Consider the following 12217-nt stretch of genomic DNA (forward strand, 5'->3'; position numbering starts at 1 on the left):
CCGTGAAGGCTCTTGAGCTTTCCCACCCGCGCCGCGTGCTGCAACTGGGCGACGCGCGGCAGCATCACCGCGGCCAGCAAGGCCATGATGCTCAGTGCAACACTCAGTTCGATCAGCGTGAAGCCATTCATGGGGGCTCTCGGTTGGTACATCGTTCACATGGTGGTCAATGGGGGCGCCCGCGCTCTTGCGAACAGCAGGTGGAACCACCGCCTTCTTTCCATCGGACGCCGTCAACGCCCGAGGGGTATGGGCAGGTGTATCGACGTGTTGCTGGCTTACTTGAGCCAATGAGCGCGGTTTGTGTGATGCAGTTGGCGCCGCGCGCCGTTCGCTGGTGTTGTGCCGTCAATTTCTGTATTGACAGAAACAACTGCCAAGCCTAGAGTGCAGTCATGGACCTCTCACCCACCCTCTCGCGCTTCGTTCTGCACTGGGGCGAAATGGGCACCCGCTGGGGCGTCAACCGCACCGTGTCGCAGATCCATGCGTTGCTCTACATCACCGGGCGGCCGATGCACGCCGAAGAGATCACCGACACGCTGGCCGTGGCACGCTCCAACGTGAGCAACAGCATCCGCGAGCTGCAGGGCTGGAACCTGGTGCGGCTGGTGCACATCGCCGGTGACCGGCGTGATCACTTCGAAACCTCGACCCATGTGTGGGAGCTGTTCCGCACCATCGTGCGCGAGCGCCAGCGCCGTGAAATCGCCCCCACCATCGAGGTGCTGAGCGAGCTGCTGGCCGACCCCGCCATCAGCCGCGACCCCACCGAAGCCAAGCTGCGCATGCGCGAAACGCTCGAGTTCCTGCAGACCCTCACCGCCTGGAGCGACGAGATGCTGAAGCTCGACACCGAGACCCTGGCCAAGGTGCTCAAGCTGGGCGCGCGGGTCAAGAAGCTGATGGGCCGCGACGCGCCGGACACCGCCCCCACGCCCGAAATCACGCCGGCTCATCTGTTGGGGCCTTGAGGCTCCATTTTTTTGGCTGAGTATTTCTGTTTTGACTGAAATAACTGGAGAAGAACATGAGCGCGGTCTACCCCCTGACCCTGCTGTACGACGCGAACTGCGCCGTCTGCGCCCTGGAGATGGATCACCTGCGTTCGCTCAATGCCGAAGGCCGGCTCCAGTTCATCGACATCAGCGAACCGGGTTTCGACCCCGTGCCGTATGGCGTGACGCTGGCGGCGATGAACGCCGAAATCCACGCACGCCGTGCCGACGGTCAAGTGATCTGGGGCGTGCAGGTGCTGCGCCTGGCGTACGACGCGGTCGGCCTCGGCTGGGTGCTGCGGCCGACGGCCTGGGCGCCGCTGCGCGGGCTGTCGGATGCGGGCTACCGCCTGTTTGCCCGCCACCGCCGTTTGATTTCGCGGGCGGCCGCGCCGCTGATCAACGCCCTCCGCAGCCACCGCGCACGGCGCATGACCGAGCGCATGCGCGAGTGCGCGGGCGGCGCGTGCGAGGTGCCCGAACACCACAACAACCCGAGGAGGCCTGTATGAGAGTTCTGGTCGTTGGTGCCACCGGCTGCGTGGGCCGGGCGGTGGTTCACGCCCTGCGTTCGCGCGGCCACGCGGTGATCGAAGGGGCGCGCAGTGCGGTGGATGGGCGGCACACGATGCAGGTCGACTACATGCAGCCGCGCGAGCCCGAGGCGTGGGCGCAGCGGCTGCGTGCGCAGCGCATCGACTCGGTCGTCAACTGCGTGGGCATCTTGATGGCCTCGCGCGGCCAGAGCTTCGAGCGTGTGCACAGCGCGGGGCCGATCGAGCTGTTTCGCGGTGCGGCGCTGGCGGGCGTGAGCCGCGTCGTGCAGGTGTCGGCCCTGGGTGTGCGCGACGACGCCGAGACCTTGGCCACGCCTTACCTGCGCAGCAAGCTGTTGGCCGACGACGCACTGGCCAGCCTGCCCATCGATGGGGTCGTGCTGCGCCCCTCGTTGATCTACGGCCCGCACAGCCAGAGCGCAGCGCTTTTTGCCACCTTGGCCAGCCTGCCCGTGATCTCGTTGCCGGGCCGCGGTGCGCAGCCGGTGCAACCCCTCCATGTGTACGAGTTGGCCGAGGCCATCGCGCAGTTGATCGAGCACCCGGGTGCGCTTGGCGGTGTGCATGAGCTGGGTGGGCCCACGGTGATGAGCTACCGCGAGATGCTGGCGAGCTACCGCGCGGCGCTGGGCCTGGGCGATGCGCTGTGGTTGCCGATGCCCCTGCCGCTGATGCGCACATGGGCCGGGCTGGCCGAGGCCGTGCCCCAGAAGGTGTTTTGCCGCGACACCCTCCGCCTGCTCGAGCGCGGCAGCGTGCCGCGCGTGAACGCCTTGCCCACTCTGCTCGGCCGCTCGCCCACGCCGATGGCGCAGGGCCTCGCGGTGAGCGCCCCCGAGCCGCTGTTTGACCTGCGGGTGCGGCTGAGCCCGGCGATGTCAGCGCTGGCGCGTGGCTCGCTGGCGTTCATGTGGCTGTACACCGCGCTCATCAGCGCGCTGCTGCCGCGGCAGTCGGGCGTGATGGACTTGCTGGCACGCTGCGGTTTTGAAGGGCGCCTGGGTGTGGCGGCACTGGTGTTCTCTTGCACGCTCAATGTGGGGCTGGGTGTGCTGATCCTGATGCGCGTCACGCCCTGGGGGCTGGCGTTGCAGACTGCAGCGGTGGTGGGCTACACCGCCACCGCGGCGTTTCACATGCCCGAGCTGACGCTCGACCACTGCGGCCCGCTGATCAAGAACCTGCCGGTGCTGGCCTTGATCATGATGTTGTGGTGCGCCGTGCCGATGCCTGCGACCGAGCGCAAAGCGGGTGGTGACCCGGTGCGCAAGCTGCGCTCAGCGGTGCGTGCCTCATGAGCGCGCGGCCGCCCTTGCCGCCGGGTCAGCGCGAGCGTGATGACTTCCCGCGCTTTGGCTTGACGACATTCGCCAGCCGGTTCCCGGCGCGTGCCGATCGCATCGAGCTGCGCGTTCACGGTGACGTTCGTACACCGCTGACGCTCACCGACGAGCTGGCGCGTTTGCCGCGCGTCGAGCAAGTGAGTGACTTTCACTGTGTGACGACCTGGTCGCGCCGCGGTGTGGCCTGGAGCGGCTACCGCTTCGCCGACCTTTATCACCAGCTCGTGCTGCCCCTGGCCGGCCCGGCGGCCGACATCAGCTTCGTGGTGATGCGCGGGCAAGATGGCGCCCGCAGCAGCCTGCCGCTGGCCGACCTGCTGACGCACGACGTGCTGCTGGCCGACCGGCTCGATGGCCAGCCCCTGGGCGTGGATCATGGTGCCCCGCTGCGCCTGGTGGCGCCGGCCCATTACGGCTACAAGAACCTGAAGCACCTCGACCGCATCGAGTTCTTGCGCAGCAGCGCCGGCTACCGCCCGCAGGGGCTTCGGTTCATGGTGCACGAGCGCGCGCGGGTGGCGCTCGAAGAGCGGGGGCGCTGGGTGCCGGGTTGGTTGCTGAGGTATTTGTACCGGCCTCTGATCGCACCGACGGTGCGGCACTTTGTGCGGGCGTCGAAGAACCGAAAACCCTAGCGGCCCGACAAGCGTCTAGCGCCGCCGGCCTTCCAGCTCTTGGCAGACACTGCGCGCAACGCCCACGGCCCCGGGGCGCAGTCGCCTCAGCCAGCACCAGCGCGCGGATCTGCCGTTCCAGCGCAGGCGTGCGGTGTCGAACTCGCCCAGCAGGCTGGCGCGGTTGTTCTGCAGCAGCGAGTCGACCGCATCGCTCACGTTGGCGTCGAGCAGCAGGCCGACCGTGCCGCGCGGGTCGGCCATGAGCCGGCTGGCGCAGGAGCATCACGAGGGTCGAGCCGTGGCGTGGCATGCCTTGCTCATAGGGCAGTGCGACGTGTGCGGTATCCCCATCCTCAGGGAGCGGCTCTGCTACCGTTGCCGCTCTGCGTTGTCCCGGGGGCAAGACCTCATGATCTTCAAAGCCGGCAAGTTGCTGCGTGCTGCCAATGCAGCCCGGCTCGCCACCTACCTGATTGCGCTGTGGAAGCTGTTCAAGCACCCGCAGGCGCCGCGCAGCGCCAAGTGGGTGGCGGTGGCGGTGCTGGCTTATCTGCTGAGCCCGATCGACCTGATCCCCGATTTCATCCCCATCCTCGGCCAGCTCGACGACCTGATCATCGTGCCGCTCGGCATCGCCCTGGTCACGCGGCTCACGCCCAAGCCGCTGTGGGAGTCGCTGCTGCGCGAGGCCGAGATCTCGCGCGAGAAGCTGCCGCGCCTGTGGTGGGGCGCGTTGCTGATCGGGCTGGTCTGGCTGGCGTTCTTCGGGCTCTTCATCTGGTGGGTGGTCTCGCTGGTGGCCGCTTGAGGGCGCTGTGTGCGTTGTGGGCCTTGCTGCTGTGCAGCGGCGGCGCACAGGCATTGAGCGGCGTGGTCACGCGGGTGGCCGATGGCGACACGCTGTGGGTGCGCCCCGCGGCAGGCAAGCCGGTCAAGGTGCGCTTGCAAGGCATCGATGCGCCCGAGCGCTGCCAGGCCTGGGGCGAGCAGGCCAGGGCCGCCCTGGCTTCGCGTGTGCTGCACCGGCAGGTCGACGTGCGCACGCGGGCCTATGACGACTACCAGCGTGCCATCGCCCATGTCGAGCTGAACGGCGAAGACGTGGCCGCCTGGATGGTGCGTGAAGGCCATGCCTGGAGCGACCGCTACCGCCGCAGCCCGGGGCCATACGCCGCTCAGGAACAGCAGGCCCGCGCCGCGCGGCGTGGCCTGTTTGCGCAAGCAGCGGTCGAGCCGCGTGTGTTTCGCAAGACACACGGGCCTTGCGAGCCTCGGCCTTAACAAGGTCTTCACCTTGTGCCCCTAGAGTGGCCGACTTCACCCCACCCCCGGAGCCTTTCGCATGCCCATCGCCTTTTTCAGACTGTGTGCCACCGCCAGTGTGGTGGTGGGAGCTTGCGGCATGGCGCAGGCCCAGGGCTTCGACGCCGTTCGGCTGCAAGGCGAGCCGGGCAGCGAGGGCGAGGGCCGGGCCGGTGTGGCGCTGATCGCCGGCTACCAATACCTGGGTTCCGACGAGCGGCGCACCCTGCTGCTGCCCACCATCGACTACCGCTGGCAAAACGGCTGGTTCGCCGGCGTGGGCAATGGCATCGGCTACCGCTTCCCATCGAGCCCGCAGTTCCAGTACGGCCTGCGCCTGGCAGCCGACTTCGGCCGCAAGGAGCACCGCTCCGAAGTCTTGCGCGGCCTGGGCGACATCAGCGCGCGGCCCGAGGCGGGAGCCTTCTTCAACATGCAGCTGTCTCGCGGCCTGTCGCTCAGCAGCTCGCTGCGCTACGGCGCGGGCAACGACCGCAACGGCCTGGTGCTCGACCTGGGCGCGCAATACGGCGTGCAGCTTGCGCCGCAGTGGCGGCTGGGCGGCAGCCTGTCGACCAGCTACGTCAACCGCCACTACATGCAGGCGTATTTCGGCATCACACCCGAGCAGAGTGCACGCAGCGGTTATGCGGTGTCGCAGGTCGATGCCGGTGTGCGCGATGTGAAGCTCGGCGCGTCGCTCACCCACTTCATCAACCGCGACTGGGCCCTCACCGGCGCGCTGAGCGCCAGCTCGCTGCAGGGCGACGCCAAGCGCAGCCTCGTTGTGCGTGAGCGCAACCCCGTGACGGGCGTGCTGGCGTTGGGCTACCGCTTCTGAGGTGATGGTGCCCCCATAGCCGAATTGCATTCGGCTCGCCCCCCAAGGGGGTCAAGTTGCCTTGGGGCGGCCCGGCGGCAACTTGGGTTCCACTTACTTGCGCATGAGGGTGCTCTTGCCGAACAGGCTCTCGATCAGGTCGACGGCCACCTCGGCCGTGCGGTTGCGCACGTCGAGCGCGGGGTTGAGCTCCATCACGTCGAGCGAGGCCAGGCGGCCGGTGTCGGCAATCATCTCCATGCACAGCTGCGCTTCGCGGTAAGTCGGGCCGCCGGGCACGGTGGTGCCCACGCCGGGGGCGATGTCGGGGTCGAGGAAGTCGACGTCGAAGCTCACGTGCAGGTGGGTGTTGGTGTCGAGCGTGGCGAGCGCCAGCTCCATCGCGTGGCGCATGCCCATCTCGTCGATGTAGCGCATGTCGAACACTTCCAGGTCCATCTCGTGCACGAAGCGCTTTTCGCCTTCGTCGACGCTGCGGATGCCGATCTGTCGAATCCACTTCGGGTTGATCGCGGGCACGTGGCCGCCGATCTCGATCAGCTCTTGCGGGCCCTTGCCGCACAGGCACGCCACCGGCATGCTGTGGATGTTGCCGCTCGGCGTCAGCACATTGGTGTTGAAGTCGGCATGCGCGTCGAGCCACAAGATGCGCAGCTTCTTCTTGGTCTCGCGGCAGTGGCGCGCCACCGCGCTGATCGAACCCAGGCCGAGGCAGTGGTCACCGCCCAGCAAGATAGGCAGTCGGTTGAGCGACAGCTCGGCGTACACCGCGTCGTGCACCAGGTGGTTCCAGGCCACCACCTCGGCCAGGTGGCGGTAGCCGTCGACCGGTGGCTGCCACGGGTTGGCCGGGCCGGAGAGGTTGCCGCGGTCGGCCACCTCGAAGCCGTGGCCCATCAGCGCCGGCACGATGTTGGCCACGCGCAGGGCTTCAGGGCCCATGCTGGCGCCGCGGCTGCCGGCGCCGATGTCGGTGGGCGCGCCGATGATGCTGATGGGTTGGTTGTTGCGGGTCATGAGTCTGCGTCGAAAGCGCCGAGGTCGCCCAGTTCACCGAGACCGGTGACAGGCATGTCGAAACCGTATTCGGCTTCGAGAATGCCCCAGGCCTCTTCGGCCGACTCGACGTAGTGAAAGAGCTGCAGGTCGAGCGGGCTGATCATGCCCGTCTCGACCAGCAGGTCGAAGTTGATCAGCTTGGTCCAGAACTCGCGGCCGAACAGCATGATGGGCCGGCGCCGGCACTTGCCGGTCTGGATGAGGGTGAGCACCTCGAACATCTCGTCCAGCGTGCCAAAGCCGCCCGGAAAACACAGCAGGCCGATGCTGCGCATCAGGAAGTGCATCTTGCGCAGGCCGAAATAGTGGAACTGGAAGCACAGCTCCGGCGTGATGTAAGGGTTGGGTGCCTGCTCGTGTGGCAGCACGATGTTCAGGCCGATGCTCTTGCCGCCCACTTCGTGCGCGCCACGGTTGCCGGCTTCCATGATGCCTGGGCCGCCGCCGGTGACCACGTAGATCGGCGAGGCCAGTGCGCGCGACTTTTCGGTGACCAGGGCGCCGAATCGACGGGCTTCTTCGTAGTAGCGCGACATGTGCACGTGGGTCTTGGCGATGCGCAGCGCGGTCTCGTTGTTGGCCGATTGCGCGTCGGAGAGCAAACGTTGCGCCACGTCGGGCGGCACGATGCGCGCGCTGCCGAAGATCACGATGGTCGACTCGATGCCCAGCTCGCTTTGCACCAGCTCGGGCTTGAGCAGCTCCAGCTGCATGCGCACCGGGCGCAGCTCTTCGCGCAGCAGGAATTTTTCGTCGGTGAAGGCGAGCTTGTAGGAGCTTTCCGGGCCGTCGTAGAGCGAGGGGGGCGGGCCTTGCAGCTCGGCTTCTTTTTTGGCCGGCGGGAAGTTGCGGGCGGTGAGTTCGGTGCGCTTGTCCATGGCGAGCAGCTTACCGCGTGATGGCTACGCCGGTCGCCCTGCGCACACGCTGCATTCGCTGTTGCGGGGTGTGTGGATCTCGGTCCACTCCATGCTGCGCGCGTCGAGCATTTGCAAGCGTCCGGCGAGAGACGAGCCGGTGCCCGCCAGCAGCTTTAGCGCCTCGGCCGCCTGCATGCTGCCGATGATGCCCACCAGAGGGGCAAACACGCCCATGGTGGCGCAGCGTGCTTCTTCAAACCCGGCTTCGGGTGGGAACAGGCAGGCGTAGCAGGGCGCTTGCGCCTGCCGTGTGTCGTAGACCGAAATCTGCCCATCGAAGCCGATCGCAGCGCCCGAGACGAGCGGCTTCTTGTGCTTCACGCATGCGGCGTTGACGGCGTGGCGGGTGGCGAAGTTGTCGCAGCAGTCGAGCACCACGTCGACGCCCGCGATCAGCTCATCGAGCCGCTCGGCGTTGGCGCGCTCGTGCAGCGCCACCACGCGCACCTCGGGGTTGATCTCGGCGATCGACTGCGCCGCCGAGGCCGCCTTGGGCTGGCCCAGGCGAGACATGTCGTGCACGATCTGGCGCTGCAGGTTGGTGAGGTCGACGTGGTCGTTGTCGACGATGGTGATGCGGCCCACGCCCGCCGTGCCGAGGTAAAGCGCCACCGGCGAGCCCAGCCCGCCCGCGCCAATCACCAGCGCATGCGAGGCGAGCAGCGCCTGCTGGCCTTCGATGCCCAGCTCGTCGAGCAGGATGTGGCGCGAGTAGCGCAGCAGCTGGTTGTCGTCCATGGGGGGAGCATACAAAGAACGAGTGGCAGTCATGACGGGAGAGGCGGAGCCAGGGCACGGGCTCTTTACCGCCAAGGCGCCAAGGTCGCAAAGCGCGCAAAGGAAGAGAAGCCCTTTGGATTCTTTGCGACCTTTGCGTTCTTGGCGCCTTTGCGGTGAACCTGTCGGCAGGAGCACAGCGTGGCCTGTCCTGCGCTGGGTGCCATGAAAAACGCCCGTGGCTGCACGGGCGTTTTGGGCGGAGCGTCAGCAGATCACTCGGTCTTGGCTTCGGCCTTGCGCTCGACCACCGTCTTGGACACCGCCACCGGCTTGCCCTTCAGCTGGTTGAGCGCCTGCGCGAGCTGGAAGTCTTCAGCGCTGCCGAATTCGGGCAGCGGCTTCAGCGGGGTGTTGGTCTTGGCAGTTTCTTCTTCGAGCTTCTTGCGCGCGTCGTCGCGGGCCTTCTCGCGAGCGGCGTCTTTCTGCTCGGCGTTCTGGCCGCTTTGCAGGTGCTTCTCGAGGTCGGCTTCACGCATGCGCAGGGCGGCGAATACGTTGCCTTCTGCGGTTTCGTCGAGCATCACGTCGGGCACGATGCCCTTGGCCTGGATCGAGCGGCCCTTGGGTGTGTAGTAGCGCGCGGTGGTGATCTTGAGCGCGGTTTCGGCCGACAGCGGGCGGACGGTCTGCACCGAGCCCTTGCCGAAGGTCTGCGCACCCATGATGGTCGCGCGGTTGTGGTCTTGCAGTGCACCGGCAACGATCTCGCTGGCCGAGGCCGAGCCTTCGTTGACGAGCACCACCATCGGCACGCGCTTCACGCCTTCAGGCAGGCGGCGCAGCGGGTCGCTGCCACCGCGGCGCAGATAGTCGGACGGGCGGGCCTTGAACTCTGACTTCGACTCGGCGATCTGGCCGTTGGTGCTGACCACCACCACGTCGGTCGGCAGAAACGCGGCCGAGATGGCCACCGAGGCTTCGAGCAGGCCGCCCGGGTCGTTGCGCAGGTCGAGCACCAGGCCTTTGAGGTTGGGCTCCTGTTTGTAGATTTCTTCGAGCTTGCGGGCGAAGTCTTCGACCGTGCGGTCTTGGAACTGGCGCACGCGCAGCCAGGCGTAGCCGGGTTCGATCACCTTGGCGCTCACGCTTTGCATGCGGATCTCTTCGCGCACGATGGTCACCGGGAAGCTGCGGCTTTCGCTCTTGCGGAAGATGGTCAGCGCCACCTTGGTGTTGGGCTCGCCGCGCATGCGCTTGACGGCCTGGTCCATGGTGAGGCCCTTGACGGCGGTGTCGTCGATCTTGGTGATCAGGTCGCCGCTCTTCAAGCCAGCACGGAAGGCGGGTGAGCCTTCGATCGGCGAGACCACCTTCACCAGGCCGTCTTCCATGCCGATCTCGATGCCCACACCGACAAACTTGCCGGTGGTGCCTTCGCGGAATTCCTTGAAACTCTTCTTGTCGAAGTACTGGGAGTGCGGGTCGAGGCCGGCCACCATGCCGCCAATGGCGTCGGTGATCAGCTTCTTTTCGTCGACCGGCTCGACATAGTCACTCTTGACCATGCCGAACACGGCGGCGAGCTGCTGCAGCTCTTCGAGCGGTAGCTGGGTGGCCGGGTTGCGGGCGGTGGCCTGCAACTGCATCGTGGTCAAGGCGCCGGCGACGGCACCCAAGGCGACCCAGCCTGCGACTTTGAGTTTGGCACCCATATACAACCTGCTTCCTGCCTGAGACGGAGATGATTTCACGCGATTCCAGTATAAAACTGCGACCTCGCTTGGAGGGGCGCATGGGTTTTAAGTTTCAGGCCTTTTCGTGACCTTGTAAGGCCCCGTTTACCCTGCGGGCCGCCGGGGCCATGTAAAGAAGTTCAAAGCTCGGCCTCGGCCACCTCGTAGCGGCCACGGCCGGCGCGTTTGGCCTCGTAGAGCGCGGCGTCGGCGCGATGCATCAGGGCCTGAACGGTTTCGGCCTCGTCGGTCGCCAGGGCCACACCCACGCTGCCACTGATCTGGAGCCACTTGCCGTCGATCTCGAACGGGACCGCCAGGGTGCTGACGATCTTGCGTGCCACCGTCTGGGCGGCGGGCTGGTCCTTGATGTCAGGCAGCACCACGGCAAATTCGTCGCCGCCCAGGCGCGCCAGGATGTCTGACGGGCGCAAGGCCTGCTGCAGCCGCTGCGCGACGGCCTCGAGCAGGCGGTCGCCAGCGGCATGTCCGTGCTCGTCGTTGACGGGCTTGAAGCCGTCGAGGTCGATGCACAGCAGGGCCAGTCGGTGGTGCTCTTGCCGGGCACGCGTCTGGGCCTCGCGGATGCGCAGGTCGAAGCCGGCGCGGTTGAGGGTGCCGGTGAGCGGGTCGGTCTGCGAGGCGTCGAGCAGTATTTGCTGCTGGCGCTTGTGGCTGGTGATGTCTTGCGACAGGGCGACGAAGCCGGCCACCTGGCCGTCGGCGCTGCGAAAGGGGATGTAGGTGGTTTCCTGGAAGTGCGCCCCTTCGCGTTCGGACTCGAACATCGCACGCTGGCCGGTCAGGGCCGCCTTGATGTGGCCTTGCCGCTGTGCGTACAGGTTGTCGCCCAGCGCCTCTCGCACGGTCAGGCCCACCAGTTGGCCGGTTGCCCGACCGGTCCAGCGGACATAAGCGTCATTGGTGAAGAGGTAGCGCTCCTGGTGGTCGATCACGGCCACCAGGGCGGGCAAGGTGGCGGCCACGATGTTGAGGATGGACTCGCTGCGCTGCAGCTCGGTGCGCGCGCGCAGCTCCTGGGTGATGTCGCGCATCACCACCGAGAAGGTTTCCACCTTGTGATCTTCGTTGCGGTGCGCGATGAGCATTTCGCTGACCGCGATTTCTCGCCCACCCGCGGCCAGCACCGAGGTCTCGCCGACCCAGATGCCTTTGGCGACAGCGGTGGGCAGGATCTGGTCGCGCACCTGCGTTTCGCGGTGCGCCGGCATGAAGTCGTCGTAGTGCAGTGCGCCGAGCGAATCGTCGGGCCCCATGGCCACCAGGCCGCGGCCGGCCGGGTTGAGGTAGAGCAGCTTGCCGGCGGGGTCGACCTGCGCCACCACGTCGGTGCTTTGTTCAAAGATCGCCGTCAGCATGCGCTCGGCCTTTTGCTGCTGGATGCGCTCGGTGATGTCTTCTACCGAACCCACCTGGCCGATCAGTTTGCCGTCGACCCGCAGTGGGGCCGTGAGCACCGACAGCGTGGCTTCGCGGCCGTCTGGGTGGCGGATGTTGAGCACGTTCTTGATGGCGTCGCCCTGCGCGGCCGCGGTTTTCCAGGTTTGCAATGCGCCGGTGTGCCGTCCGCCTTGGAGGATTTCGCTCCAGCCCCAGGCCATGCGCTCGCGCGGCAGGCCCAGCTTCTGGAAGTAGGCGTCGTTGGCATAGGTGGTGGCGCCGGTGGTGTCGGTGCGGAACAGGCCCAGCGGAAACGCGGCGCTGAGGGCGGTGAACTCGGCCTGGCTGCGGCGGGTGGCACGCTGGCTGCGTGCGAGCGCGACCGAAAAGCCGGCGGCCGCGAGGGTGATCAGGGCGAGCGTCAGCACGCCCAGGTTGCGACGCAGGCGAAACACGGCCAGGGCTTCGTCGACCTCTTGCGACACCAGCACGGTGACGCGGTAACGGCCCAGTCGCTCGAAGCTGGCCAGGCGAGGCTGCCCACCGGTCAAGGCTCCGTCGTGCTCGAACATGCCCTGCGGCCTGCTGGCCGGTTGCATGGGCAGTGGCCGGCTCTTGCTCAGGTTGCGCCCGATCAGGCCTTCGATGAAGGGTGTGCGCATGATCACGACACCGTCGCTGGTGGTCAGCGAGATGCCGCCGGCGGGTTTTTCGCGCAGGCTTTCG

14 protein-coding genes are annotated in these 12217 nt (G+C 67.0%); 7 read left to right on the forward strand and 7 right to left on the reverse strand.

The genetic code is table 11. The features are described 5' to 3' along the window. The coding region (locus tag RMO40_RS25480) for a type II secretion system protein (RefSeq protein WP_489660124.1) at positions 1-152 on the reverse strand (152 nt) is incomplete at its 3' end. Positions 153-395: 243 nt separating this feature from the next. Between RMO40_RS25480 and RMO40_RS07705 the strand changes: the two genes are divergently transcribed. From RMO40_RS07705 to RMO40_RS07720, 4 genes are read left to right on the forward strand one after another with little or no spacing between them, the layout of a single operon-like run. After that, positions 396-974: a MarR family transcriptional regulator gene (locus tag RMO40_RS07705; RefSeq protein ID WP_309718618.1), complete on the forward strand. Its 579-nt coding sequence runs from the start codon at positions 396-398 to the stop codon at positions 972-974. Positions 975-1030: 56 nt separating this feature from the next. Beyond that, complete coding sequence (locus tag RMO40_RS07710) at positions 1031-1510, forward strand: DCC1-like thiol-disulfide oxidoreductase family protein (RefSeq protein ID WP_309718621.1); 480 nt, start codon at positions 1031-1033, stop codon at positions 1508-1510. Next, entirely contained in the window at positions 1507-2853 is a 1347-nt protein-coding gene (locus RMO40_RS07715; RefSeq protein ID WP_309718624.1) for a DoxX-like family protein, read from the forward strand. The genes RMO40_RS07710 and RMO40_RS07715 overlap by 4 nt, the downstream gene beginning before the upstream one ends. Beyond that, positions 2850-3533 (forward strand): molybdopterin-dependent oxidoreductase, encoded by a 684-nt coding sequence (locus RMO40_RS07720; protein WP_309718627.1) that lies wholly within the window; start codon positions 2850-2852, stop codon positions 3531-3533. The genes RMO40_RS07715 and RMO40_RS07720 overlap by 4 nt, the downstream gene beginning before the upstream one ends. Before the next feature lie 15 nt (positions 3534-3548). Here RMO40_RS07720 and RMO40_RS07725 read toward each other — a convergent pair whose 3' ends face one another. Continuing rightward, positions 3549-3776 (reverse strand): hypothetical protein, encoded by a 228-nt coding sequence (locus tag RMO40_RS07725; protein ID WP_309718630.1) that lies wholly within the window; start codon positions 3774-3776, stop codon positions 3549-3551. Positions 3777-3924: 148 nt separating this feature from the next. On the opposite strand from RMO40_RS07725, the gene RMO40_RS07730 reads away from it, so the two are divergent. The 3 genes from RMO40_RS07730 (at position 3925) to RMO40_RS07740 (ending at position 5658) form a co-directional block, all read left to right on the forward strand. Beyond that, positions 3925-4323, forward strand: a complete 399-nt coding sequence (locus RMO40_RS07730) for a YkvA family protein (RefSeq protein ID WP_309718633.1) — start codon at positions 3925-3927, stop codon at positions 4321-4323. After that, a complete protein-coding gene (locus tag RMO40_RS07735) occupies positions 4320-4796 on the forward strand; it encodes a thermonuclease family protein (RefSeq protein ID WP_309718635.1) in 477 nt (158 codons plus the stop codon). The genes RMO40_RS07730 and RMO40_RS07735 overlap by 4 nt, the downstream gene beginning before the upstream one ends. A gap of 61 nt (positions 4797-4857) precedes the next feature. Continuing rightward, complete coding sequence (locus RMO40_RS07740) at positions 4858-5658, forward strand: MipA/OmpV family protein (protein WP_309718639.1); 801 nt, start codon at positions 4858-4860, stop codon at positions 5656-5658. Positions 5659-5751: 93 nt separating this feature from the next. Here the strand turns inward: RMO40_RS07740 and rocF are convergent, their stop codons facing one another. From rocF to RMO40_RS07765, 5 genes are all read right to left on the reverse strand, one after another. Further along, positions 5752-6675 carry an arginase gene (gene rocF, locus RMO40_RS07745; RefSeq protein ID WP_309718642.1) on the reverse strand — a complete coding sequence of 308 codons (924 nt, stop codon included), beginning with the start codon at positions 6673-6675 and terminating at the stop codon, positions 5752-5754. Then, positions 6672-7595 carry a TIGR00730 family Rossman fold protein gene (locus RMO40_RS07750; RefSeq protein WP_309718645.1) on the reverse strand — a complete coding sequence of 308 codons (924 nt, stop codon included), beginning with the start codon at positions 7593-7595 and terminating at the stop codon, positions 6672-6674. Before RMO40_RS07750 ends, rocF begins: the two co-directional genes overlap by 4 nt. 24 nt (positions 7596-7619) lie before the next feature. Next, positions 7620-8375, reverse strand: a complete 756-nt coding sequence (locus tag RMO40_RS07755; protein ID WP_309718647.1) for a molybdopterin-synthase adenylyltransferase MoeB — start codon at positions 8373-8375, stop codon at positions 7620-7622. Between the two features lie 254 nt (positions 8376-8629). After that, positions 8630-10069, reverse strand: coding sequence for a S41 family peptidase (locus RMO40_RS07760; protein ID WP_309718651.1), 1440 nt, complete (start codon positions 10067-10069; stop codon positions 8630-8632). 161 nt (positions 10070-10230) lie between these two features. Next, positions 10231-12217: diguanylate cyclase domain-containing protein (locus RMO40_RS07765; RefSeq protein WP_309718653.1), on the reverse strand; the 1987-nt coding region annotated here is incomplete at its 5' end.

It is taken from the genome of Rhizobacter sp., from assembly GCF_031412075.1.
Taxonomy (GTDB): domain Bacteria; phylum Pseudomonadota; class Gammaproteobacteria; order Burkholderiales; family Burkholderiaceae_C; genus Rhizobacter.